The 26250-nt window shown below is 39.2% G+C and carries 24 protein-coding genes; 17 read left to right on the plus strand and 7 right to left on the minus strand.

The window, feature by feature from the left end; translation table 11 throughout:
* The first annotated feature begins 47 nt into the window (after positions 1 to 47).
* Together MBEAL2_RS16320 and MBEAL2_RS16325 are read left to right on the plus strand one after the other, a co-directional pair.
* Entirely contained in the window at positions 48 to 992 is a 945-nt protein-coding gene (locus MBEAL2_RS16320; protein ID WP_047153342.1) for an HsdM family class I SAM-dependent methyltransferase, read from the plus strand.
* 86 nt (positions 993 to 1078) lie between these two features.
* Positions 1079 to 1495, plus strand: a complete 417-nt coding sequence (locus MBEAL2_RS16325; protein WP_047153343.1) for a 3'-5' exonuclease — start codon at positions 1079 to 1081, stop codon at positions 1493 to 1495.
* Between the two features lie 57 nt (positions 1496 to 1552).
* Here the strand turns inward: MBEAL2_RS16325 and MBEAL2_RS16330 are convergent, their stop codons facing one another.
* Positions 1553 to 2389, minus strand: coding sequence for a V-type ATP synthase subunit E family protein (locus tag MBEAL2_RS16330; protein WP_047153344.1), 837 nt, complete (start codon positions 2387 to 2389; stop codon positions 1553 to 1555).
* 128 nt (positions 2390 to 2517) lie between these two features.
* Positions 2518 to 2949, minus strand: a complete 432-nt coding sequence (locus MBEAL2_RS16335; RefSeq protein WP_047153345.1) for a hypothetical protein — start codon at positions 2947 to 2949, stop codon at positions 2518 to 2520.
* Between the two features lie 869 nt (positions 2950 to 3818).
* Here MBEAL2_RS16335 and MBEAL2_RS16345 point away from each other — a divergent pair.
* Positions 3819 to 5840 (plus strand): methyl-accepting chemotaxis protein, encoded by a 2022-nt coding sequence (locus tag MBEAL2_RS16345; RefSeq protein WP_047153347.1) that lies wholly within the window; start codon positions 3819 to 3821, stop codon positions 5838 to 5840.
* Between the two features lie 45 nt (positions 5841 to 5885).
* On the opposite strand, the gene MBEAL2_RS16350 is transcribed toward MBEAL2_RS16345, so the two are convergent.
* Together MBEAL2_RS16350 and MBEAL2_RS16355 are read right to left on the minus strand one after the other, a co-directional pair.
* Entirely contained in the window at positions 5886 to 6539 is a 654-nt protein-coding gene (locus tag MBEAL2_RS16350) for a glucosaminidase domain-containing protein (RefSeq protein ID WP_052947763.1), read from the minus strand.
* A 294-nt stretch (positions 6540 to 6833) separates the two neighbouring features.
* A complete protein-coding gene (locus MBEAL2_RS16355) occupies positions 6834 to 7727 on the minus strand; it encodes a hypothetical protein (protein WP_047153348.1) in 894 nt (297 codons plus the stop codon).
* Positions 7728 to 8215: 488 nt separating this feature from the next.
* Here MBEAL2_RS16355 and MBEAL2_RS16360 point away from each other — a divergent pair, with 488 nt between their 5' ends.
* The 11 genes from MBEAL2_RS16360 to MBEAL2_RS16410 all read left to right on the plus strand — a co-directional run bounded on the left by MBEAL2_RS16360 (position 8216) and on the right by MBEAL2_RS16410 (position 18590).
* Positions 8216 to 8545, plus strand: coding sequence for a hypothetical protein (locus MBEAL2_RS16360; protein WP_047153349.1), 330 nt, complete (start codon positions 8216 to 8218; stop codon positions 8543 to 8545).
* A 15-nt stretch (positions 8546 to 8560) separates the two neighbouring features.
* On the plus strand, positions 8561 to 9094 hold the full coding sequence (locus MBEAL2_RS16365) for a hypothetical protein (RefSeq protein ID WP_047153350.1): 534 nt from the start codon (positions 8561 to 8563) through the stop codon (positions 9092 to 9094).
* Between the two features lie 18 nt (positions 9095 to 9112).
* Positions 9113 to 10321 carry a hypothetical protein gene (locus tag MBEAL2_RS16370; RefSeq protein WP_047153351.1) on the plus strand — a complete coding sequence of 403 codons (1209 nt, stop codon included), beginning with the start codon at positions 9113 to 9115 and terminating at the stop codon, positions 10319 to 10321.
* A gap of 57 nt (positions 10322 to 10378) precedes the next feature.
* Positions 10379 to 11497 carry a hypothetical protein gene (locus MBEAL2_RS16375; RefSeq protein WP_047153352.1) on the plus strand — a complete coding sequence of 373 codons (1119 nt, stop codon included), beginning with the start codon at positions 10379 to 10381 and terminating at the stop codon, positions 11495 to 11497.
* Position 11498: 1 nt separating this feature from the next.
* Positions 11499 to 12149: a hypothetical protein gene (locus tag MBEAL2_RS16380; RefSeq protein WP_047153353.1), complete on the plus strand. Its 651-nt coding sequence runs from the start codon at positions 11499 to 11501 to the stop codon at positions 12147 to 12149.
* An 82-nt stretch (positions 12150 to 12231) separates the two neighbouring features.
* Positions 12232 to 12648: a L5-gp82 domain-containing phage-derived protein gene (locus tag MBEAL2_RS16385; RefSeq protein ID WP_052947764.1), complete on the plus strand. Its 417-nt coding sequence runs from the start codon at positions 12232 to 12234 to the stop codon at positions 12646 to 12648.
* Positions 12627 to 13514 carry a ThiF family adenylyltransferase gene (locus tag MBEAL2_RS16390; protein ID WP_047153354.1) on the plus strand — a complete coding sequence of 296 codons (888 nt, stop codon included), beginning with the start codon at positions 12627 to 12629 and terminating at the stop codon, positions 13512 to 13514. The genes MBEAL2_RS16385 and MBEAL2_RS16390 overlap by 22 nt, the downstream gene beginning before the upstream one ends.
* A gap of 77 nt (positions 13515 to 13591) precedes the next feature.
* Entirely contained in the window at positions 13592 to 15505 is a 1914-nt protein-coding gene (locus MBEAL2_RS16395) for a phosphoadenosine phosphosulfate reductase domain-containing protein (protein WP_047153355.1), read from the plus strand.
* Positions 15506 to 15588: 83 nt separating this feature from the next.
* Positions 15589 to 17112 (plus strand): DNA cytosine methyltransferase, encoded by a 1524-nt coding sequence (locus tag MBEAL2_RS16400; RefSeq protein WP_047153356.1) that lies wholly within the window; start codon positions 15589 to 15591, stop codon positions 17110 to 17112.
* Between the two features lie 97 nt (positions 17113 to 17209).
* Positions 17210 to 18406, plus strand: coding sequence for a DUF4062 domain-containing protein (locus MBEAL2_RS16405; RefSeq protein ID WP_047153357.1), 1197 nt, complete (start codon positions 17210 to 17212; stop codon positions 18404 to 18406).
* Positions 18393 to 18590, plus strand: coding sequence for a hypothetical protein (locus MBEAL2_RS16410; RefSeq protein ID WP_047153358.1), 198 nt, complete (start codon positions 18393 to 18395; stop codon positions 18588 to 18590). Before MBEAL2_RS16405 ends, MBEAL2_RS16410 begins: the two co-directional genes overlap by 14 nt.
* Before the next feature lie 157 nt (positions 18591 to 18747).
* Here the strand turns inward: MBEAL2_RS16410 and MBEAL2_RS16415 are convergent, their stop codons facing one another.
* Positions 18748 to 19395, minus strand: coding sequence for a hypothetical protein (locus tag MBEAL2_RS16415; protein ID WP_047153359.1), 648 nt, complete (start codon positions 19393 to 19395; stop codon positions 18748 to 18750).
* Positions 19396 to 19704: 309 nt separating this feature from the next.
* Between MBEAL2_RS16415 and MBEAL2_RS16420 the strand changes: the two genes are divergently transcribed.
* Positions 19705 to 22149 (plus strand): S-layer homology domain-containing protein, encoded by a 2445-nt coding sequence (locus MBEAL2_RS16420; RefSeq protein ID WP_047153360.1) that lies wholly within the window; start codon positions 19705 to 19707, stop codon positions 22147 to 22149.
* Between the two features lie 69 nt (positions 22150 to 22218).
* Complete coding sequence (locus tag MBEAL2_RS16425; RefSeq protein WP_047153361.1) at positions 22219 to 23208, plus strand: nuclease-related domain-containing protein; 990 nt, start codon at positions 22219 to 22221, stop codon at positions 23206 to 23208.
* A 269-nt stretch (positions 23209 to 23477) separates the two neighbouring features.
* On the opposite strand, the gene MBEAL2_RS16430 is transcribed toward MBEAL2_RS16425, so the two are convergent.
* Positions 23478 to 23876: a hypothetical protein gene (locus MBEAL2_RS16430; RefSeq protein WP_047153362.1), complete on the minus strand. Its 399-nt coding sequence runs from the start codon at positions 23874 to 23876 to the stop codon at positions 23478 to 23480.
* 320 nt (positions 23877 to 24196) lie between these two features.
* On the opposite strand from MBEAL2_RS16430, the gene MBEAL2_RS16435 reads away from it, so the two are divergent.
* Complete coding sequence (locus MBEAL2_RS16435; protein WP_047153363.1) at positions 24197 to 24526, plus strand: hypothetical protein; 330 nt, start codon at positions 24197 to 24199, stop codon at positions 24524 to 24526.
* 264 nt (positions 24527 to 24790) lie between these two features.
* On the opposite strand, the gene MBEAL2_RS16440 is transcribed toward MBEAL2_RS16435, so the two are convergent.
* A complete protein-coding gene (locus tag MBEAL2_RS16440) occupies positions 24791 to 26182 on the minus strand; it encodes an S-layer homology domain-containing protein (RefSeq protein WP_152667814.1) in 1392 nt (463 codons plus the stop codon).
* Positions 26183 to 26250 lie beyond the last annotated feature (68 nt).

Below are 26250 nucleotides of genomic sequence, written 5' to 3' on the forward strand. Positions count from 1 at the left end.
ATTTAAGAATTTCCCTTCTCTTTTTGCTATTTATAGGAGGAATTATAATGGGGCGCAAAGAACGAAAAAGGTATGAAGATAATGCACGCGCATTAGAGTTAATAAAAAAAGAAACAGAACTTACAGCTGAGGAAATCCAATACTTAAAGGAGTCTTATACAGGGGTTGGCGGCTTAACATCGAGCGCCTGGGCAAATGGACAGTTCTTCACGCCACAACCGGTTGCTCGTTTTGTCATCGATATGCTGGATATTAAGGAGGGAAAAGTGCTTGAACCAAGCGCCGGTGCTGGTGCTTTCTTAAATCCATTGCCGGATACCTGTGAAGTTACAGCTGTCGAGCTCATGCATGACGCCTATACGGTAACAAAGAAATGTTACCCTCATGCAAATGTCATACAGGGTGATTTTCTTGAAATGGATTTTACCGGCCAGAAGTTTCGGTACATCATCGGGAACCCGCCCTATGGTCTGAAAGTGGACTATGAGTATGAATACGGCAAAAATTTCAAATCCGAGGTTGCTTTTATAGATAAATGCTTAAGGTTGCTTGAGCCAGGTGGGATATTGGCAATGGTGGTACCGGATTCGATCTTGAACACATCAAGAGAAAAACCATTCAGACAATATGTAATGGAGAGATACCGCTATCTTGGAACCGTATCTTTACCTCCGGAAACCTTCGCTCATGTTGGAACGAGCGTAAGTACATCTGTTATGATGATCCAGCATGACGATATGACACCAGAGCAAAGAGGAGATTATTCGATTTTTATGGCACAATGCGAAAAAGTGGGGTGGACACGTCGTTTGGCAGCATGCGAGAGTGACTTGCCCGCTATTTTAGAAGCCTATAGGGAATTCAGGCATCAAAATCAAGTAAGCGTACCAGCTGTCGTAGAGGAAAAGAACAATGTCATTCCGCTACCCATCCCTCAAGAACCAGAACCTCAACTCATGGAGGAAAATGGACAATTCTTGTTATTTGGATAATCGCTGTCGAACTCATGCATAACGCCTACATGGTAACTAAAAAATGTTACCCTCACTTCACGCAAATGTCATTAAGGGTAATTTTTTTGAAATGGATTTTACCGGCCAGAAGTTTCACTGCATTTTCGGCTTACACGGGTCATAACCTGCCGCCGCTGTATGTCGTTGCAGATATTGAATCGACCGATAAGATAGCCCGATATGCCCGTATCATAGGAATAGCCGCTTTGAAGGTGAAGGATGGAAAAGTCATTGACCGCTTTGAAACTTTGGTAAATCCCAAGATGAAGATACCGAAAGCGGTACGGGAATTAACGGAGATAACAGATAAGGACGTAGCAGAAGCACCACCAAGTTATAAGGTAATAAAGCAATTCACTAAATTCCTTGAAGGGGTCTCCTATACCGGCACAAATCCGTTGCCTTCTATGGTTATAGGACCTGGAACAGTTCCAACGACTATCCAACAGGGAATCTTTCAGCAAAAGAGCAGGGAAGCCTAATGGCGAACCCTGCTCTTTTTTTGACAATTAATTTTTATATTTTTGTCGTTTGTAATATTACCACGGAATAGCGGCGGCACCTTTAGAAATACCGGCTGTGAATGACAAGGTTCCACTTGTCCCTCTCTTGAAGGTTGCTTTAAAGTATCCAGCATTCCCGCTAATACCATCAGTCGTATTAACATAGTGGAACGGTGCATAATTGTTAACGTTGATATAGTAATTAGTACCAAACACTGGGCTTGCTATTGGGTTATTGATAATAACATCGGTTCCTAATCTACCGCCTCCATAAAGATTACCTTGTTCATACATAGATAATGTTAATTGCGTAATACCTGAAACTTGGGAATCTAGTTTTGTAAAGCTGGCATAGAAGGCATGTCCTTTAATCCAAACAGTAGTGTTATTAATCCCATCTTTATATATATAGTAATAGTAAGTCATGTTTGTTTTTACCGAAGATGTAGAATCAATGTCCGAAGAGGGGTCATTTGAATATGTACCAGTTGGCTCGGCTGCTGCTGCTGAAACTGATTGTGTCCCAATATCAGCAATTGTATTGACGGCATATTTTTCAACAATTGATCCGTCTGGATTTTGGATAGCTTCCAATTTTTGTTCCCATCTATGTACGTTTAGCTTTACTTTTTCATCTTTGTTACTTGATTTTGCTATCATACCTTCCGCTTTAATCTCTTCTTTACTTAATTTCTTCGCTTTTTTAAGAATTTCTTTTGCATCCTTTATCTCATCCGCCTTAAAGATGACCTTACTTCCTTTTTGCACTAAAGCTTCGCCATCCAACTGTACATCAGAAGTTTGTTCTGCAAATGACACTTGGGGTACCAAAAACATAGTGGCAGCTAAACTTAAAGCAAGTAACTTTTTCATGAGTAACCTCCATTTAGTATAAATGTAATTAATTACCTTAATAAGTTTAATTCTACCATTTTTTATGTATTAATCAACAAAAAATTCCAATATATTAAATATATTGGAATTTTTACACAATGTGTAAGTTACTTTGTTTGAATCAAGGTTATTGTTTCAGTTTTTTTATTGGCCGTAATTTCTACTCTCCAATCCTCTTTAGGTAAAGACAGAGTTTGACATCCGCTACAACTAGAATCACGGGTAAACTCATTTCTTTGATTTAGTGTTTCTGTTCCACTTCTTATTGCTTCTTTTCCATTCTTCAGAGCATATGAAATATCACCAACTTTTTCTGGATTCTTTCCTATATATTCAACCGTTAATTTTTCTTGCTTTCTTTCTGTAAGCGAATCTGCTTCCGTTCTGAGCGTAGCTTTCCAGTCGTCACTTTGACCTTTCCAAATAAATGGTAGTTCCGTAGATTGGCTTCCTGTTTGCTGTGAATCCCCTTTTTCCGAGCATCCCACCAAGCCGAATAACATAATCAAGGATAGTGCTATTACTTTTACAATCTTCATCAAATTCCTCCAATCGAAATATAAAAAATAATAGCCAAGTAACAAAGTTATTACATTTGGAAATATAGAATGATTATAATAAAGTTTTTGAAAAAAAGGAATAAAATAACAGAACTATTTATATTTAAATACAATTAAAAAAACACCTATTAGAAAAAATGGTCAGTATCCCAATAAACTATTAATGAACGCCCGGGGAGGGTGAAAGGGATGAAGGAAGTAATAGTGATATAGCTTGGTTTATGGTTATAATAGGTGGAAAATAAAGAGAGGGGAATTATGGATAAGATATTCTTAAGTAAAAATCGCAAAGTCTTTTGGTGGCTAATACTAAGTCATGTTTTTTACGTGTTGTTTCTGTTAGTTTGGGCCTTCTTCTCTGGTATGTCTGTGATGATGTTTGATATGGGAATAGATATGAAGATGCTTACACTCTACTTTGGAATTCTAGCCTATCCACTCGCCGTTATTTTTTCTATCCTTTTTAGTTGGGTTTTTTATCGAAAGGCCAAATATAGAATCAGTATCTTCTGGAGCTTGCTTCCGTTAATTTGGATTATCCCCATTGGTGGTTTTCTTATATATGCCAATTTAAGGTAAGAGTCTGTATGAGGCTCTTTTTTATGTCAGTCAGACGATCTGTTACTATTAGAGGATAGTAAAAGTTAAAAAATAGGTATATTGCATTATGTTTGATTCTATGCTAATCTATTGAAACAATAACCAAATACGGACCAACAATAGGCGGAAGTACCGCCGGATGTAACTAGACTTAATAAGTCTTATTCAGTTATGCCCGGGGGAGTTTCTGCCTTTTTTGTTTTTTTTGTTATTTGGAAGAGAATAGGTTGAATAAGGAGTAGAGAGACATGTCGATTAAAATGAAATTACCGATGTACATTGGAGGACTAGTAACGGCGTCCCTTTTGGTTTCAGGGTTAATCAGCTACGAAAGCAGCTCCAATGCTCTAATCGAAAGTAGTAAACATGAATTACATACGAGTGCTGAACGAACAGCAAGCATTATCGATAGTCTCCAAAATGGAGAAATATTAACGGGCTCCATCATGGCAAACAACAAAAGAGTTAAAGATTTTGTGGACTTTAGTAATTATGGGAATCAGCAGGGAATGAAGGGGTTGGAATCAGCCGTAGATAATTTTTTGAAAGAGAGTTTTGACCAGACAAAAGACCATGCCCATATGTTTGTCATCAATAAAAATGGTTACGATGTTGCAGATAGCCACCCTCAATTCGAGAATCAATCCACCACATATACTGACCGGGACTACTATAAAGGGGCGATGGAAGGGAAAGCCACTGTTGGCAAAATGGTGATTTCTAAAAACTCGGGAAAACCAGTCATTGTCATAGGTGTTCCGATAAAAGCGGATTCGGGAGAGGTGATTGGTGTCCTTGCCAATTCGATCAATGCCGAATTCTTTACCAACTATATTCACAATATTAAAGTCGGAACTACAGGTAAAGCTTATCTAGTGGATCGGGATGGTACGATTCTTGCCCATCCAGAAAAAGAACAAATCAATACGAAGTCCGAACGAACTGAGTTGATGAATGGAGTCAATAGTGTTGAAAATAACGACCAAATAAATGTCAAACAATTTGATGACCCAAATGGTATAGGGGAAACTTCCCTGGTTAGTGTGGCAAATATTCCAGATTCTACTTGGGTGGTCGCTGTAGAGGATGGATATAGTGATATCCAAGCTCCGGCGAAAGCAATCCTGTTTAAAATGTTATTGGTGATGGTCCTTGGCATTGTGATTTCGGCTTTGATTGGTTGGTACATCTCACGGATGATTACCACTCCGCTTACTCGCTTAGTTGGGAATATGAAAGAAATGTCCGAAGGGAACCTGGATGTTGCGATGAATGAGCAATATAAAGACGAATTTAAAGTGTTGGCAGATAGCTTTAATACCATGTCCGAAAAAATGAGAATGGTCATTTCTCACATGAATCAATCTATTGGCATATTGAATCAAAGTACGAATGAGCTGGACGCTTCCGCTAAATTAACGGCCCAATCGGTTAATGAAACGGCAATTACCACATCAGAGATAGCGAGAGCGGTTGAATCTCAAGCTCAGGATGCCGAAGGTGTAACACAACAAATGACACAACTCGGTTTGCAAATTGATGGAATTAATAATCAAACGGAATTGGTCAAAGAACATACAAATGCCATTATTGAACATTTCAGTCGTGATAAGCAGGTCATTGAAAATCTGTTGAAAATTAACGAGCAAAGTTATCAAGAAATAGAAAAGGTTGCCCAGGTGACGGAATCCCTGGATATCTCTTCCCAAAATATCGGGAATATTACCAAAGTCATTAGTGACATAGCAAGCCAGACCAATTTATTAGCGTTGAATGCCAGTATTGAGGCGGCACGAGCAGGAGAGTATGGAAGAGGTTTTTCCGTGGTTGCAGATGAAATCCGTAAATTAGCGGAACAATCCGCCCATTCCGTGAAGGAAATTGACAGCATCATTCAGGAAACACAAAACTATTCAAAAGCAAATATTGAAAGTATTCATTCCATGAAAGTCATCTCAAGCGAACAAAGTGAGTTTGTAGCCCAAACCAAAGAGTCTTTTGATGAAATCATGAATAAGGTGACAGACATTGCTAATCGTATTTCTACAGTTGCAGTTGAATTGGATAACATGCAACGTGGAAAAGATGAAGTCATCTCATACGTTCAAAATGTTTCGGCAGCCACAGAAGAGGTTTCTGCCTCCGTCGAAGAAGTGTCAGCTACTTCCGAAGAACAATCGGCTACTGTTCAACAATTAGCAGGAATGGTTGAAACGATTAACAATTTAACACAAGAACTGGCTAAAACAGCAAGTATTTTTAAAGCATAATTAAAAGCCGATAATCTCCTGGTGAGTTTATCGGCTTTTATCATTTTATACAGCTGGTGTACGAAGCATTTGAGCGTAAATTTTTAGTATATCCTCTCCGTAACCTTTTCCTGGTACGGCCCATCTACCATTTAAGTTTTGCCAATTCGGTGCGATGCCTCTTGCCACATATTTAAATCGCGGGTCTGCCACTGGTTCATAGGCTGGCAGTTTCCCTTTGCTTGCGTAGGCATATAAATGCTGGATATGAGCACGGACACCTTGTTCTGGTGTTGTAAAGTAGTTTCCTTTCGTTGTTCTACTATTCCCTACTGCTCCTATCCCTGCATAGTTATGCTGATTCGCTGTTACGACTCCACCAAATCGATGATAGCCGGTTTCTTTAAGCATCTGGCAAAAAGCGATATCTCCGCGAATTCCATATTTCTCCCCAATTTCTAAGTACAATTTAGGCAATTGAGTAGGGAAGTTCGGATTCACTTTACGGGCAAAAGCAAGCATTTGTTGTTCAGTAGCTAATGCCTTACCCATGATTGGCTGCTTTCCGGTTGTTTTAGAGTTTAATAGTGTTGAAGAAAAAGGGATAAAAATTGTATTACTGTTTTGGGCATAAACACTGTTCGTCGTAGACGCCGAAATCGTTCCTCCTGTAAATACAAGGCCAATAGTAACCGCTGTAAGTGTAATTTTTTTTAACATATATTTAGTACAATTCCTATTAAAGTAGTAAGGCTTGTACTCTTTCCTCCTCTTAAAAACATTTATTTTGGTAAATCAATGTAACAAAGAAAAATTTTTCCTTATAATTAGACTTTTTACTAGTCTATTTGTTTCAAAGTTTTTAATTTGGGTAAATACTTTGTTTGAAATCATTCGTTATGACTTTTTTTAGGTAAAGGAATAATAGAGTCGGAATGCTCAATTTGATTATCATTCCGACTCTATTAACGAGACACTATTCTAGGGTGGAGTAAGCTCCCTCTTTAGTTAAAATTAATTTAATGGGTTTCCTGATTCTTCCTCTTTTTCCCCAACTAAATCTTCAATGATAATAACGGATTTAACACTATGAGAAAGGGGAAAGAGTGGTTCTTCTTCCTTTTTCGCTGAATTTGCTTCTAGCTGCCAAATGATTCGTTCAGCAAAATCACAATCCTCGGGGATATAATGTGGCTCTTCCACTTCCTCATTAATCTTTGCCCAGGCATAAATGACCGTAAAGAATAGTTGTTCATCAAAAGGAAGGAAACTGTCCAAACGTCCAAATTTAATTTGAGTTGTAATCTTTTCGAATAATGGCATTGCAACTTGAACTCGTCTTTTAATTTCCTTATTGTATACATGAAGTCGGAATGGAGACAGGGTATGAGTAATAAGTGTCTCTGCGACTGCTTCATACATTTCCTTAGCTGAGTAATACATGTAAAGCATGGCTCCGGTTTCTGTTAATTTGTATTCACGCCATAATGATGTAAGGATTTCATAGCACCCGCTGTAGAATCTATCCTTAAAATCTTTATAATAACTTTCCCCTTTCGGTTCAATCGTTTCTTCCTCTGTTAATTCCGATACATAATCAGACACAAGTTCCCACATTTTCTTCGGAATCTCGAATACAAAAGGAGGGCCGGACTTTTCACCGTACCATTCATAAGGGATATTAAACACCGGTCCAAAATCAAGACAAAGATAATCTGTATAATCTCTCTTCATAAAGAGGCTCATACTATCATCTTTAAGTTGGGATTTTAGCTTTTCTAATTCTAACTGCACTTCTTTCATTGATAATGTCTTACTGATCAATTCTTCTCTCCCGGCAGCTACTTCTACCTGGGCATAAAATAAACAAAAATCGGCAAGTACTTCATGATTTAGTGATAAATTCACTTCAAATTCCTCCTTTTTGGCAATAAAAAAACGCACGAATCCCTATGCTTTAGGAATCGTGCGTGCTTCGCAACATTTAGTTTATGTAATTATGAAATTAACTGAATTGAGTATAACATGGTTGTGTCATTAAATGGAATCCCCTTTTTTGAAACTTATTAAGTACCCTTTCAATAACATATTTCTTGTAACACTTTTGCTAATATATAACAAAACGAATAGACAGACATATGCTAGCATGATACACTGGGTTTATATTTATTTTTCATTGTATTTTTTACTTTCTCCGCAAGCGCGAGGAAAGAACTGTTTTGTAAATGCGCTCCCAAAGAGTGACCAATCTGCCTATGCAGACATGCCTTTTTTGAGGTCTATTGGTACTTTTTGGGAGCGTTTTTTTTTGCGTTCACAACCAAATAACTTTGATGGAGAGACGAATGACAATTCATATTGTTAGTCGTCTTTTTTTATTTTTAGGAGGGAAGGGAATGAGTTTAAATCCAAAGGCTTTGTTTGACGCTATTTCTATGCGAGCAGAGCCAGAAGAGAAGGTTTCCGTTGTAGAAAATGCCATGATGATTACGAACAGGGTGTGCTTCTACCGGGAACCATTCAAAGGCATTACGTTTGACTCCTTCAATTATGAAGATTTGGAGGATGCGTTCAACTCACTTCTCACTTATATCCCTGATGAATGGGGCGGTGATGAAGATGATTTTGAATGGGATTCCCATGTAGTGGAAGTCAATCGTAAAGCTCGTCTTGCACAAGTTGTACATGAACTAAAATCCGTTAAAAAGCGGAGAGCATTTTTTTAGGAGGATTGATGTTGAATGGCAAGACTGCTGTTTATGTCAAATGACACTTGGGAAACCGGGCTTCTTGAACTCGATATTTTTATGACGGGGAAACTTTTGTTTGACCACGGTTATTTAAAAGAATCGAGTGCGGAAGCATGGATAGAATCCTGTGGTTATGACCGTGATGAAGTTTTCATTAAGGCATTATCTATCATAATAGGCTCGCCAGTTTGCGTTCATCCTCATAATGAAGAGGATGATAAAGAAGAGGAGAGCATGTCCTATTATGAAGATAAAGTAATTTACTCTATACCGATACCGCAAGTGCAGAAATGGCATGAGCGTAAAAAGAAGTTAGAGAAAAAAACCATTGCAAAAAAAGAGTTAGCTATTTTATCTCCTTTAAACGGAGTGGACATCGGGGCTTCATTTACCGATGGGGAATTTGAGGTTGAGCTTACCCCTTATGGTCTTAAGATATGGGCGTTTGGCAGCTACAAATTCTACCACTTAGCGATAGAGGAGTTTTTCAATTTTATGGAGTGTTTGGAAAAAGAATTAGCATAATGCGAGGAGGAATTTTACATGAGTTACGAGACACTTATCCGAATTACGGATCAGGATCATGAGTTAGTAGAGGTTTCCCACATCGAAAACGGTATTAACGTTGGTAGAAAGAGGATAAAAACCTCAGAATTAGTTTTTGGCTTGCTTGATACCTTTGAGGGTCCGGAAGTTTTTCATTACCTTTCGGAGTGCAACGATGAAGATTTATTCGCACAGCTCGGCAGATATTTGGCTGACCATGATGGCGATAAATTACTGGAAGTCTATGCAGACAAAGTATCGACCACAAAGGACTATGTTGCACTCACTAAGCTGTTTAGAGTCATAGCTCAACAGATTGACGTAATGAGCTATGATGCAGCAAGCGTGAGTGAGTTATTTGAGCTTCTTTGCCAGCGGATTAGTCAATGGAAGGATTGTTCTCCTTACTATAAACTGCTTGCCACTTTATTAACCAAACTCGATGTAAATGATTTGGACGGGAATAAAGCTGTTCCTATCTTAAGAGCATTGGCAAATAAGGTGAAGAAGGAAGAGGAGTTGCAAGTTATTGAAGAAACGTTTCTTGCACTAGCAGAGAAGGCAAGACCGTTGTGGGTACGCCAGGCATTAAGTAAGGCATTGGCAAAGGAAAATATTCGTTCCACACCCATGTTGCCGCCAAACTGCATCCACTATCAAGAGTTGGTGGATGGAACGCAAGTCGTTCTCTTAAAGATTGATTCCCAGCGATTCGATGTGCAATACCACAACACCAAGTTTGAAGGTGTGCATTATCCTACGCTGTTATTTGAGATTCATTTTTCGTTGAATCGCGTTACTTATATTCGCTGCTTTGCTATGGATACAACACTGGTGAAGCCGGATAGCAGAATCTACCTTTTTCCATTTTCAAACGTGTATAACGATGGACATGTTTGTTGGAAGTACAGTGACATGAAAATTAAGGATTTAGCCCAAGTTGGGTCGCTTCCATTTATGTTTCTGAACAGTCCGGCCAACGACCATCTTTATAGAGGGAAAGTCAATTTGCGCGAATGGTATACACGCCTCCAATATGAGGAATTTGATAACTCGATGCTGACTCCAACAAGAGCCACATTGAAGGATTTATTGGAGCAGTACACCCCGAAACCAAAGAAAAAACCAAAGGTTATGAAAGTGAGCAGAGCCCTTATTGAAAAGGCTACTGGAATTCAATCATCCAAAGAAGAGAAATCAGCCTAAGTCTAAAAGACCGGCACAAAAATCATCATTTTTTCAATTTGAGAGGAGAAATTTAAAATGACAACGAACAACCAAAACGAAAACATCGTAGGATTATTTTTTGGAGAAAGTAACACACCAGATAAGGACACATCATCCATTAATACAGCGGCTACAGTTGTTAGTGAAGGCACAGGATCATTGGAAAAAGCGAAAACTGAGCTACTTGGACAACTCTTTGCTGTCGCTTCAAAACTTGATGAAAGTATTTCGGAAAGATTTGAATGGATTGCCAATAAGTTTGAAGAGTCAGCCCCCCGGTTGCTTGATGGTTCTGAAACGGTAGACGCTTTGGCTAATGAACTCTTACAGGCAATCAAGTGGTATGTCGCGAGTGTGCCAGGAGATCACGCTGGCCTAGTTATTGGGGTTGGAAACGACATTGTTAATGCTCTTTTAACTGCATCCACTACTACGGAAGAACCTTATTCTAAAGTGTTTGCAGATTTGGGCAGCAAGCTTTCCCACTTAATAGCTGATTATGTTGACGGCTTATCATCCCAGGCTCCTTTTGATGTTGAAACCGAACCTGTAGTAGAGCAACTGGCTCCTTCACAGGAAGAAACTCAACCAGAAGAGAAAAAGGAAGAGGATACGCAGGCAGTTGATGAAGCGGAAGCGGTGAACGAGGGTAAAGAGGAACCAGAAAAAGAAGAAATACAGTCCGAATCATCCGGGCAAATGGCTCTTTTTGATTTTGGTGCTGCTTTTTCAGCTCCACCGAAAAAGAAAAAGAACGATGGAAAAAATGCAACGGTAACGGCCACTCCTTCTGGTTCTAAGCCTCCTGAAATTCCGGCGACTTCTGCAAATCCTTCTTCCAAATCATCAGGTAAGCAAACCACCACTTCTTCACAGACGGGTGTGAAGGCGAGTAATAATCACGTAAAGGCGAAAAAAGACCAGAATATTTCTGTAGAGGGGGATTGGACCATCCATTACGCGGCTCAGTTTTTCCGTGTGAGTGACGTGGTAAACCCAATGCCCGCTAGTGGGAAAACATCTTTAGAAGAAATTCGTGCTGCAATGGAGCGTGAATTCTTTGAGATGACAAAGGAACGTGTGAAATGGGATTATGATACAGCTAAAAAGCGCTTGTTTCCTGATGTTTCTGGTGCAAGCAAAGGAGGCTGTTAACATGTCTCTACGCAAATTCTACTGGTCGATAAAGGAATTCCTTTCCGATTCGCATAAAAAGCCATTTTCGGTGATTGCGGGTCAGGATGGATTCTACGAGGTGCGTGAAAATCCTTTAGGCAGGATTGTAATAAGGAAAGAAGTGGTTCAAGAGTTGGATCCTATTCAACCGGGTTTTCAGTTTAATTTACCGAAAATCCCTGGGATTTTGCTTGAGACTACGTTGGCTTTCTTTCGTGATTACTGCCAAGAGTTAGAAAGTAATGAGGTCATGGTAACGATATATTACGACTTGAGAGAGAATCAGTATCTCCTCGAATGTCCATATCAATCCGTGAATAAAACACGCATTTTTGCGGAGTTTGACAATGAGTACATGCATAATGAACGTTATGTCCAGGTGCTCCAAATCCACTCCCATAACAGTATGCACGCTTTCTTTTCTAGCATTGATGATGCAGATGAAAAGGCGTATATGCTTTATTCGGTTGTGGGGAGGCTCGATCAGGTCACTCCTGAGATGCTTCTTCGGGTGGGTACTAATGGTCAATTTATCGAACTTCCTCTGGAATATATTTTTGAAGATTTCATGTTGGAAGAGAAAGAGATGGACTTTCCGCAGGAGTGGAAGGAACGAATTACAATTTTATAAGAGTGTAGGGTGAAGAGAAGGTTGTTCCATTTAGGACTCCTTCTCTTTTTTCAATTATAAAACATGACAAAGGGTGAAAATCATGGAGTTAATCAAAGATAGGACACTTGTAGAAGGTCAGAAAGTTCGAGTATACGTAAATCTAAATCGCCAGGGCTTTTTCTCAATCCAAGACTACAGAACAGGACTTGTCTGCGCGTATGCTTCATCCGTCAGCCTCAAGAATTGTTCATTTGTAGTAAGGAAGGCCGCACAAACCAAAACGAGAAAAGAGCGGGTACGCAGTGTTCATGCATTCCTTGTCGGATATTTCATGGAGGGAAACAGTAAACGTCCACCTGAAATGACACGGAAGGGATATTATGACCCTTATGTGTGCGACACGCTTATCGACGAAGAAACCAATCAACCTATAGGGGCTTTAGAATACGCATATTGCAGCAATAAGCGAGTGTATTTTGCGGAGGAGGTAAGTGTATGCAAAACTTTATTCGACTAAGAGGAAAGCAGAAACGTGTTTTCTATAAAATTGTGGTCGTGGGAACCGGAGGAAATGGAAGCCATTTTGTGCGTAACCTTTGTCAGATCAGCCGGACATTCATGAATGCCGAGGGATACAAGGAAAACGTTGTAGACATTAGCCTTGTGGACGCCGATCGGGTGGAAGCGAAGAATTTGAATAACCAAATTTTTTCTTCTGATGACATTGCTGACTACAAGGTGGAGGCTTTAGCGGAACGGTATGGTGAACACTATGGGCTCAACATTAAAAATGTGACCGAGTTCATCAAGGAAGAAGCCATGTTGCATAAGCTTTTCCATGTAGGCGATGTTGACCAGGACTACTATCAGGTTATCCCTGTGTTAGTGGGCATGGTGGATAATAATAAATCGCGTCAGCTATTTCACCGGTTTTTTCATGACGAAAGAGTGGAGAATCTACTTTATTTAGATGCCGGAATCGACGGGATTGTTCATTTTGAGAAGCAGTCTCTTACTCGCGAGCAGAGAATAGAGCAAGAATTATCGGGTTTTAGCGGGCAAATCGTTCTAGGATTAAAATGGGCCGGTGAAGTGATTCTCCCGCCTATCACGGAAGTATTTCCAGATATCCTAAATGATATACGGACCGCTTTTCCGGGCGAGTCATGTGGCGAGCTTGTTTTAAACAACCCGCAAAGAGTGATGACCAATCAATACGCGGCTCAGCTGACAACAGGTTATATCAATAATTTGTACCAGCAGCAGTGGATTTTTACGAGTGCAACCACCTTTAATGCTCAGTTTGTCGGTGCCAGGGCTACGTTCTTAACGGACGAGCAAGTGCAACGATTTAAGGATGCGGTTGAGGCAAAACAAGCATAAGTAAATAACGAAAGAGTGTAGCACCTGTGATTTTTAATCATGGGTGCTTTTTTCATTTGAAAAGGAGTGTGTTAATCATGAGCTTACATATAGAGGCGCAGGAAGTTGAATCATACGTTTTCAAGGAAATGCCAACCAAAATTGTTCCTAAAGCCGATCTTAAGAAACATAAAAACAGCACTCGTACCTTATGGACTTCACTTGAAGAAAAAGGGTGGGAGCTGTTAGGTGTTTTACGGGATTGGACAGCAGTGTTTGAAAAAGAAAACTGGCATGTGGCAATTCATCATTTTATTGATGAAACCCCTTTAGAAGCATTAGTGGGCAAGGACAGCGGTATTTGTATCGGTGAAATTATCGGAGATGAAGAAACCCCTTTTGAAGTGATTACATTGCTTCAAAACAAAGGTTTTACCCATTATGTACCTGAGCAAGCCTTTACCGACGCCTTTATCCTTGATACATACGGAAATGTCCATAATTGGCATTACGACAGTCCGAAACATAAGCTTCAACTTTGGGCCAAGACAGAAGGTGCACAGCTGCTTGTTGAATTTTTCTGCAACATGCCATTTGCCCCCTATGGAGTTAATGAATACATGAATTTTCCTGCATTGGATTTAGAGTTTGTGCAAGACACTCTTTTTGATATGGAACTCCCAGATAAGCCGAAGAAGAAGAAGGCAGAACAGGGAGAAATCATTGACTTTGCAGGGATCCCAGAGCAAATACCTCCGGATGTATTGAAGAGGGCAGATGAAGCTATTGAAAGGGTATTTAATGATCATCGGAAAATCGCTATTGCTTATTCGGGAGGAAAAGACAGTACCGTAATTTTGCTGTTAGTTTTCCGCTATTTACTTAAGCATCCAGAAAGCAAGCATGATATTACCATTATCAGTGCTGATGTATTGGTCGATAACCCGCTTATTATTAATCATTTAATGAAAATGAAAGAAGCGGTAGAAGCTTATTGCCGAAAGATAGGGAGAAAGATTCCTTTTATTTTGGTAGAACCGGAGATTGGGCAAGATTATTTTTCTTGTGTTCTCGGGAAAGGTTATGCTCCTCCTTCCAGTAAGAACCGCTGGTGTGTTGAGAGAATGAAGATCATACCAGCTCAAAAGAAGTTGGTAGAGTTATTCGGCGAAGGGGAACCTACTTGTCAATTGCTCGGTACACGTAGTTCTGAAAGTGAGAATCGTGCCCGCAGCATGGAGAAAATATACGGTGATGACTTTTACAGTCCTCATACGGTTTCCAATATCACAACGGCCAGTCCAATAAGGGATTGGACCGCAGAAAATGTGGTCACATTCCTCGTTCGTGAACAGGCGCCCTGGGATGAACTGTATTCCAATTATCGCTTAATCAGTCTGTACGGATCAGCTAGCTCTTTTGGAGAATGTCCCATAGGAGCTGCTATCACTTCGGATAATGATGCGAAATGTTCAGGTCGTTCGGCTAGATTCGGATGTTTCACTTGTACTCTGGTCGATGACGATGTATCTTTACGCAATTTAACATTAGATTACCCTGAATTGCTTCCACATTATGAGTATCGAGGCATTTTAAAGGCTACCCAGGATCTCCGGTATGGAGGCTTCACGGGGTACCAGCGAAAGCCTAAATTTACGATAACCAATGGCTTTGGTGACTTAACGATTGATATTCGTACAATGCTATTATTGCATCTTAAAAGGCTTGAAATCAAGCTTTCAGATAATATCGTAACGAGTATTTATCAGGAAGTGATGAAACGGGAGATTAGTGAAGGCATTGCGGTTACAAATCGATTCCGTCAGGCGTTATTCAGTCACTATACCGTTAGCCCGCTTTTTACTGGTGCGATGTATAATCCGATTTTCGACCCGTTTAATTGCGGAGTAGACAGAAGAACGGAAGAGGATGCAGCGGCCATAGAACGGGTTTTGGCACGAATTGCCGAGTGTAAAAGAAAGGAAACAAGTGAACAGCTTGCTCTTTTCTAAGAATCATTCATATGAAGCGTAAGAGAGAAGGTGATAATTGCCTTCTCTTTTTTACTTTTTTAATTAAAAAGGAGAGATTAATTATGCTTTTAAAGAAAAGACCCGCTAAAAATTCTAAACGTGGCATTTATATAGCAGACAAATTACTATTAGAGACTGCCTTTCAACAAGGAAAGCATGTAAAATATGTCGTTAATGTCAAAGAGAGAGAGCTTCTTATCCTACCATCAGAGGAAAAAACCAAAAATACCGTTTCCATTAAAGATGGGATTAAGCCTTTAATAGATCTTCGCGACAAAAAGGCGCTTTCGCCATTTGTGGGCTGTGGTTATCTTCAAATCGAGATTCATGATGATGTAATTAAAGTCATTGGATTCGAGGAGAGCGATGGTAGTACCGAGGACTCGAGTTCGCTTGAAGTAGCAAGGAAATCTACTGGTAAATTTTATGATATAACTCAGCTCATTCAAGTCCGTAAAAAAGCGGAGATTTACATACCGCGTTCGGAGTTAGAGAGAGCGGTCGGCGATCCATTGTCCTTTGGGCAAGTCGCTTTTACCGAAACTTATACTCATTCCTATGCCGGTAGTGCTTCTCAATCGGTCCAAAATGTACTTCATCATCTTCCTATTCCACTTCATGTTTTGTCTCTCTTTTGTGGCGCAGGAATTTTAGATAAGGCATTTATCGACACCGGTTTTACAATTATGAATGCTGTAGAGAAGGATGCTGATGCCTGTAAAACCTATCGGTATAATATCGGAAATCATGTTTGGGAAGGGGATATAAGGGAAATTGAAAAATTCCCTAATCTACCAATTGCTATCGGAGGCGCACCCTGTTTTGGCTTTACGAATAGCAACAGGGTAACCAATGACCTTGATAATCCAAATAATTTACTTATTCGGGAGTATATTCGTGCTGTACAGTCAAGCGGAGTTTATGTCTGGGTGCTTGAAAACGCGCCGCAGCTACTAACCTCTTGGAATGGACACTTTTTTGAAGAAATAAAGGAAGCATTCCCTGATTATAAAATTACAGCAGGTGTGCTTACAGCTGCCGATTATGGAACGCCACAAGTCCGTAAGAGAGCGTTCGTTATCGGAAGTCGGATTGGGGAGATTCCATTACCTGAACCGGAAACGCCTTTCGAGCAATATACGACGGTAAAAGAAGCTTTCGAAGGGCTACATGATAGAATTCCAAATCAAAAGGATATAACCAAGGCAAAGCCGGAAACATTGGAGAGAATGAGCTACGTTCCACCTGGCGGGAATATCAAGGATATCCCTGAATCGATTCGCCCAAGTGGACAGCACTCCATCATGTACCGTCGGCTAAAGTGGGAGGAAACTGCGCCCACGATAGTAAACATGCGCAAAGCGTGTATTTCTCACCCTGAGCATAATCGCATCTTATCTGTGCGTGAATGTGCGAGATTAAACGATATACCGGACGATTACATTTTTAAAGGCAAGTTGGCCTCGATGCAACAGCAGCTCGCAAACTGTGTGCCTGTGCGCCTCGGACGAGCGATTGCAAAGGTTGTAAAGAAGGCAGTCGAGAAGTTTAATGCTGGAAATCGTTTATGTCCTGTCGGTATATAAAGAGTTACAATTGTACTGCTTTATTTCCTGAAATTGTTATAATTTAAACAACGGGAGAACGGCTAAGTAGAGTTGAAAATAGAATTGGGGGAAAAACATGGCTGATCCAACCAAAATTTTTATTAGCTCTGTTGCTCAAGATACATTAACAAGAATCCGTAGTGACGTGTTTAGGACTTTTTCAGAATTGGGGCATCAACCGGAAATGTATGAAGAAACATTCGGTCCCTGGACTTCTGATGCAGATGGAGTCACCCATTGTATCCGCAAGGTCAATGACTGTCATATGTTCTTGCTTTTTGTGCATAATAAAGGTGGGACATATCTCGAAAATGCGGGAAAAACGGTTACTCATTTAGAGTTTATCGAAGCCCATGCAAAACAAAAGCTGATTCTAGTTTTTATTGAGGATTCTGTTAAAAAGCGTTATTTTCAGGACGTTAAATGGATTATTCTCGAATTTATCGGGAATTATACCCGAGAACACGGTAGAAAACCGCATCAACGATCGATTTTTGAAATGCTTAAGGGACAAGCTGGTAACAATAATTCCGGCATTCCGTCTCCCAGTGAAGTAGACCCGTATGTTTGGGTGTTTCTTTATGACATCATAGAAGAAAAAGGGTTGTATGCGGAAAGCCTATACTTAGGTGTTATAGTGGATTGGAAACAATACGCTAGTGATATTATGCGTCGTGGTGCCATATTAATACCTCATAGCGAACAACTAAAGAAAAGTGCGGAATTAGCCTCGTCCTATGGCGAATTTTCGGATTTAGCATTTAATCTCCTGGGTAAAATAGAAATCAAAAGCATACCTGATTGGTCACGGTTTCTAGCGAGTTTACGAAATCGGATTATCGGTGGAGAGATACATGAGGAATTTGGAGGATTCACCAGTGTACCGCTAGGAGAGATAAAGAATTGTTCGGCTATCGCTGTTTTTAAACGGAGCGGAAACCTTTTGGAGCTTGTTTCTTCCGAGGGGGATACCACACCGGATAGCTTTTATGAACTTGGCGATGAAAGTTCGTTTGTTTCGTTGACTTATCAGCAAGACAGCGACAATGAACAGTTGTATTTCCGCGATACAAAAAGAATGTTCTACCTGACATTCCGTGTAAATGAGTATGTGATATCTTATCACTTCCCGGCGGTTTCTGACTGGAATCAAGAGAAATATAATGATTTCCATGAGGATATTACCAATGGTATAATTAACACACACGCTAATGTATTGATTTTTGATTTTATGAAACTTATTTTAGGAGGGCTGCAAGATGAACAAGCGTAATCCTGTTTATGCGTCAAAAAATGGTACTGTTGTAAAGGTAACGGGTCAACCGCCAAAGGATTCCTTGTTATTTGCGACTTCCAGAAAAAGCGTCACTGAAATCAGACGGGAAAAATTAGCTGAGGTAAAAAAGAATAGTGCCACAATCCTCAAAGCAATTGCGGAAGCTACGGCACGTAACTAATATATTTCTATATTTGAGAACAGTTTTGAAGCCTGATACATGATATCAGGCTTCTTTTAATGTAAAGAGATAAGTAAGGAGGCATTACAACTTAATTTTGAGGATGTGATAATAAAAGAAAGGAGCCTACCTACGGCTGACTCCCTTCTATAAATTATTACTGTTGGTAAAGGCGGTATGGGACTAAAATTTGTACGTTATTTTGTCCAGTATTTGTGATGATTGACTTTTGTCCCGCAGCAATATTATGTAATGTATTAGCAATCACTGTCTTTTCGTTAGAAACAGTGTTAGCTTCTGTATTTTTTAAAACGTAGTAATACTGTCCGGTTTGCGGTAAGAATGACTGAATGCTTATGGTAAAAGGATGTACATTGATGAACTCTTTTGTCTCTTGGGGAAGAATGGTCGTCTTTGCAAAAGCTGGTTGTTCACTAGGTTCCCCAATAATACCAGGATCAACTAAAACCGAAATTCCATTTTCTCCTGTATTGGTTACTACAAGTTCGTCACCTTTAGAAGGGTTAATTTTATGTGTTAAATCTTTGTCTACCTCGTAATTCAGATAAGAATTTGCACCAGTAGGCTTATAAATCACAGAGTCGAATTTGCTACCCCCACCAACATATACAGAAGGTAAATCGGTTGTTCCCTCATATATATTCTTGAAAACGAATGACTTCCCAGGTTCAATATAAAATGTATGATCGCTGCAAGCAAAAGCTTGATTGCCTATCGCATTAACTCCTGTAATTAACACCAGTAACATGACTAGATTGATAAATCCTTTTTTTAGTTTCAACATTTTTTCTCCCTCTACTTTCTTTCAAAATAAAACCATTTATTCCTATTTATTCTAAAGTTGTACCTCCTTTCCATATTTATTGTAGCACCATTATTAGGAACTGAAAAATTTTCAAGGGTATAAATTCATTTAGTGATAATAAAATTGCACTTTCGGCAAACTTATGGTTTAAAAATATACTTTCGGCAAGGATATGGTTCGATTTCAAATGTAATAAATTACCATGAATCTGGTTATTTAAGCATCATTTTCCCTTTATAATTTCGCTAGGAGAAACTAACTTCAACTTTATAAGGGGATGTAGGTAGTATGAAAAAGGAAAAATCTTCTCAAACAAAAATGAAATTTAAAATACCGGCAATGGCCGTATTAGCCACATCGGTTTTACTCTCAAACTTTACGGCTGCTATTCCGGCATTTGCAGCAGAGACAGGCACAATCGTTGTTTCGGGTGAACATACCGAGCTATCTCATATCACAGCGATAGTAGCGAAGGCTGAACAAACGAGAAATATGGATGATTTAATTCATGCTAGACAGGACGTTAACGAAATGTTGGAAAGTCCTCAGAAAGTAACCTTTCAAAACCGCCTTCGTTCAGTAGAAAGACTATTGATTAACGGAGTTCTATTGGATGACGCCAAATTTTATGTTTCTCTTGTTGAACAATGCTTGTGTACAGATGTATTTAAAGTTGCACAAGCGTATGTGAGCGAGTTGAAAGACGGACCGGATAAGGATGCATTAGGTGTTCGCCTTGAGGCTGTGCAATATAAAATCGAACACAAAAGCGAGAATACAGCCCTGGCGAGTGCAGCAGCAGCGGTAGAACAAGCGGAAAAGGTAGGCAATCAGGAAATCGTAAGTTATGCGAAATACCTTGTTCAATCCTTACCTAATGGTGACATTAAAACCAATTTATTAAATCGCTTGGAGGCTCTTCAAAGCCGCTTAAATGCTACCTTATCAACTGCCCAATCAGCAGTTAGTAAAGCAGAAAGTACTCATTTAAAAGAAGATTTTACGACAGCTGATACATTGGTAAAAGCATTACCGGGGTCACCGGACAAACAATTACTGTTAGACCGCTTATCATTTCTCCAATTACAGCTCGTTGATTCCAATATAGGTGATAGCGCAACAGACAGCCCGGAGTCCATAACACAAGCAACACAAGCTGTTTCTTATGCTGAAAGCGTAAGGACGACAGCTGCATATAACACTGCACTTAATCTGGTTAACCAATTGTCATCCGGAACGACAAAAACAGCACTCTTAGATCGTTTAGATGCTATAAATTTTGTGTCAGATACAGAAACGAAATCGGAATATATGTTAGCGGAAGAAGCGGTAAAGACTGCCGAATATGTTCGTACACAGGCCAATTACGATAAAGCGAAGAGCTTCGTAGACAAACTTGTAACGGGATCGGATAAGGATATTCTTATTAAACGCCTGTCTGTGGTGAAGGCTTATTTAGATAAAATCAGCCCAGGACAAACCGTGCCACAGACCCCAGGACAAACAGGGCCACAAAACATTGAAGATGCGCTTAAAAATGCAGAGGATAAAGTGAAATTAGCGGAATCCACTCGTTCGTTAGCTAACTATGATACCGCTAAGTCTGCCGTGGATGCTCTTCCATCTAATTCTGCAAAAGTTATATTTCTTCATCGATTAGCGGTAGTCAAGGCTTATTTAGATGAACAATCAGAGACGAGCAAATATAATGAAGCAATTAATAGTGCAATCGATAAAGTAGGAAGAGCTGAATCAAGTCGCACAAAAGAAACATATGACTTAGCGAAATACTTCGTGGATGCTTTACCTTCAAGTGCTGAAAAATCCACCCTGCTGAATCGTCTGAGTGTGGTAGAGGATTATCTTGCAGAGAAAGAAAAAGTAGATAAAGATGCTGGTGTTATTTCTTCTGCATCGGTTTCTGTATCTAAAGCGGAATTGAATCGTATACAGGCGAACTATGATGCTGCTAAAAAGCTTGTAGATGCTTTGCCAGAAAGTGATTCTAAAAGAACATTACTCAATCGCTTAGCAACCATCCAAAAGTATCTGGACGGCCAAAACAGCACAACAACACCTAACGCATCTACAACTTCTCCAACAGGTACAGCGACCATAAACCCGCCAGTTAATCCAAACGTGGTAATTAAGGTGACGAACGGCGTTGTAAAGTCTCAAGCTCAGGAAGCAGCCGAAAAGCAAATCTTAGCTACTTTGCAAAAGCATTGGGTTAAAACGGAAATGCAAAACCTAATGGAACGGAATATCTTTATTTGGGATAATGCCCAAACCTTTAAGCCGAATGAAAAGGTAACACAGGAAGAATTTGTTGCTTTACTTGCCCGCGCTTATGAAACCAATATGGCATCGGTAAATCCGGGTGTTCTAAAAGGGAAATATGCATCTGAAATTCGAGTGGGGCTTGATAAGGGCTTTATCAAGGGTACAGAGTCCTTGAAAAAACCTATCACACGTGAAGAAGCGGTAAGAATGCTTGTGCGTGCGCTCAGAACAAAAGCGAATATTGTTACGCCGTCGACCAACCTGGTTCAAAATTACAAGGATGGAAGTAAAATCGGTGTCATGGCGCGATCTGATTTTAACTATGCCCTGCACACAAAACTGATTTACGGTGATACAAAACGAAATCTTAATGCTCAAGGTTCAGTGACCAAAGCAGAAGCGATCGCTTTTGTGAGCCGTTTGTTAGATAAGATACCTGTTCAAAAATAAGAAACATAGTAGGGCCTGCGGGAAGCAATCCCTCGCAGGCTTCTTTTTTAAAGAGAGGTGGAATCATCATTGGCAACTGTAAGAGAAGCAGATAACCCATTAATTTTAGAATCAGCTAAAGTTGAAATGTCACGCAAATGGCGTGAGTTTATCCCATTTATATTCTATGGAGTGGCGGTTATCTACTTTTTGGTTATGCGCTCATTTGAAGGGATAGCTGCCCTCCTATTTCTTTTTGGAATGTTGTTTCAGAATAAGTTATGGGTACAAAAAAGAAAAAGGGAACAACTTCAAAGTGTAGCAATAAAGGAGTCCGAAAGCGCGTCGATCCTGCGGGATTTGCCGGATGACTGTTTTTTGATTAACGATGCAGTGATACCTTTAAAAAACGGACAGAAAACGAAAATAGATCATATCGTCCTCACTAGGGCAGGGATATTTGTTATCGAATTGAACAATGCGGTTGGTCAAATTGAAGGAAGTTGCGATTCAGTAATCCAGCAATGGCGCCAGGTTATCCAAACGAGCACCAAAGAAGTGAAGAGGCCGTTTAACAATCCAATTGCTCATATAACAACGAGTGCAAATCGCTTACAGGACTATTTAGTTCAGAAAGGAATTAAAAATGTACCTGCCATTCACTCCATCGTTATGTTTACTAATAAAAACATTGATTTAAAGATAACAAAAAGAGGGAGTGTCCCAGTAGCGATTCGGGAAGAAGTTAATTTTCATATTCGCAAAATGCCAGCTATGTATTCGGATGAACAATTAAATAAAGTGTTACCTTTACTTTGGGATATGCCGGAACGGAAAATTGTAAAAAAAGAGGAGTATGTTCCTTTAGTCGATTCGGTAACACTGTTCGGTGCATATGTCTATGCAGCCACTTTGTTCTGCCTTATTACTCTGCTTGTCCATTTTAATGTCGCAAATGCCGGTTACATGGATTGGGGAGATATTTTCAATCAAACCTCCGCTTCTTTTCTCTTTTCTGCAAATATAGCGGTATTGGGTTACGCGGTAAAAATGTTTCTGACCTATAAGGGCAAATTGTAGTTTGATATTGTTAACTCAAAAAAGAAGGCAGGTATGGTTACTTACCCTTAATTCATGACGAATTTAATCAAGGATCTACACAAGGTATAATAAAGTCATTTGAAAAATAGGCCCTGTTATCATTCGATGTTGATTTTAGGGTTGATTTTGGCATTAAATAATAAAAAGCCACCTAATATTAGGGTGGCTTTTTATGCTTTATTGCACTAACCATTCCCGTTAGCACAATAACTACCTCATTTGAATACTTGCCTAAAACTATATTTATTTTAACCTTTTACCCAGTATCTCCATCCTAAACCAAATACAATGCCAGAAACACCAAAAAACAATGTAATTGGCAGTGATCCTTTAATGTATTCCGTTAATGTTGTACTTGAAATGAAACCACCAAGGACAGATCCTATGACTAAAAACGAACAAATACAAAAAATCAAACAGGAGAAAAGTGCATGAAGAAGAGGATAATCGAATGTTTTACTTTTGTTTTTTATGAAATCCACTAATGAATAAGTTAAAGGAACACATAAAAAGAGATAAATAATAGTGCCGCCATACAAAATCAACCTCACATCATCCTTAGTATAGGGATAGACGAGAATAAGAAAAAGGAATCCAATTATGTAAGAAAATACGATAGAAAAAGCTGCTTTAGCTTTATGTTTCATTGAAACCCCTCCATCTTGACTGTATTACAAAGGATAATTTAGCATATTTTTAATAATTAAACAATTTTTAACAGTACGGTTACTGTTCTTTATTCAACTAAACTGCCCGATAGTTGAATAAATAAAAAACGACTTCCATAACAGCCGTACTTCACTACCGCTAGTTAGATAAGATTGTTCAGAAATAGTTATCTGAACTTTTATGTTTTATTATTTAATTGAGATATGATTTTTCCTTTTTTGTTTAATCTTCTATTTATTCTGTTTTATACTACTATAAATATGGTAAAAAGAAGTAAAAAAGGTAAGGTGTGTAATAAATGTATTCACTTAATACCGATAAATTAAAAGAATGGAAGGAAGTGTATGAAAAAATTGAAAAAAATTGGAGACAGATTGAACAAAGAACGGTCTTTGATCTAGACGGATTCGGGCTTGTTAATTTTGTAGGTGTTGAATCTATCATTCAAGAGTTAGAATCTTTATTGTCCAATATAAAAAATGCAGCTGTTGAAATAAATTTCGTTGCCATAGAAGCGATACAACTTAATCCGAAAACACAGGAGTGGGAAGATAAATATTATAATCTGCGTAATTTTGAGAAGGGAGTCGAGAAATTACTGACCGAACTTCGTTCACTCGTTGTTTAATACATAAAAAGAGCCGACCTAATTCAAAAATTGGATCGGCTCTTTTCAAGTTTTGCTACTTTTATTTCACTAACGATTTCCGTTAGCTTAATAAACATATTCACGCTTTAAGCTTTCATTTTGTGCGAATTTGCCTTGCTATCCAACGGTAAAAAAGCAGAGCATAAGCCCTGCCCTCATATCATATTTAACTTCTTCCATTGTTTCTTATCACAATAGAAGAGACATAGAAGTGCCTTTTTCCACCTCATGAAAGCCACCCCTTTACTTTACAATAAACCCTACCGACGTGTTATCTAGTTCTAATGAACCTGTAGTAGCATCGTAGACAAGTGACGCCCCTATCGAAAGCCCCTTGGACGTTTTCGTAAATACGTCCATACCCAAAGTACCTCCAAATACAGCTTTATAAGGCTTGGACATATTCACATCAATCGGTTGCATAGGATTGATTCCAGTATATTGTCCAATTTGGTTTGCTGAAATCGAAGGTATCGTTGTTTCGTACTTACCATCAGAACGTTTAACAGAATTTAATAAAGAAGGTAATATCTTCTTAATTAAATCTATACTAATTTGCGGTGTTATACCAGTTCTAGCCGTTTCAAAATCTGTATGGATTATAGCTTCATCGTACATATACTTATAATGTTCAGGTTTTAAATTAGATGATTTTATAACCCTTGGAAAAGGTGAACCTTTGAGTGAAGCATAAGTCTGATTAAGCATTTTTGATACAGGGTCCACTTGAACTGGAATATTCGAAGGAGCAGGATTCTTTAAATTCTCTTCCTTTGAATTAACTTCTAACGATATTGGAAAATACATTCCTCTCAATTCAACATACTTTATAACCCCAGGTGGCTTATTCTCATTAATTGACTCGTTCCATTTTGCTTTAGGAATCGGTAAGTACAACTCGTTCAGCGATAAACCCGCAACAGTTTTGGCTACTGGAGCAGGGGTCGGCTGTGGAGTAGGTACAGGAGCCGTTGGGGTAGGTGCTTCATACTTCTCCGTAGCAGGGTTATGTTCAATTACATTCGGACGATTTTCTGCACGTATTCCAAGTCCTTTATCCGATAGATTCTTTAAGAACGCGACCGCTTCTGCACGAGTCATAGTTCCGTTCGCTTCGTATCCGGTAATTGTTTTACCGCTACGTCCAGCCGATAAACCCAACTCATATAGCATAGCGATTGCATCCGATGTTTCATAGTTTTTACCCAGCGTAGAAGCAAGGATAATAGCTACCCCACCACGGTTCAAAGGTTTGTTCCTTTGATTAAGGTCAGTGTAACCACCTACTGCTACGTTATATGTTTTCGCTACATCATAGCTCGGATCACTCCAATGGGCGGGTTTTACTTTTGAGTTTCGATTTTGTAAATCCGCCTTTGTATTCGGAAAGAAACGGACAAGCATGGAAAGAAACTCAGCTTCCGTTATCGTTCCATTCGGTTTAAGAGTGCCGTCATTATAACCTGCTATTATATTGTTTCTAACGCCCCAATCAACAGAACTATAGTACCATTCATTCGTTTTAACATCTTTGAAACTAGAAGCTGACAAACCGCCAGCATATACTGGTACTACAAAGCTAGTAGCGAGGACAGCAATTGTTAACCCAGTTTTTACTTTCTTGATTATCCCCAACACGTTCACCTTCCTATGATAAATTACCTACCAAGCTATTATATCGGTAAAAATTCAGAAGAAAATTA

This window comes from Aneurinibacillus tyrosinisolvens (genome assembly GCF_001015055.1).
Taxonomy (GTDB): Bacteria; Bacillota; Bacilli; order Aneurinibacillales; family Aneurinibacillaceae; genus Aneurinibacillus_A; species Aneurinibacillus_A tyrosinisolvens.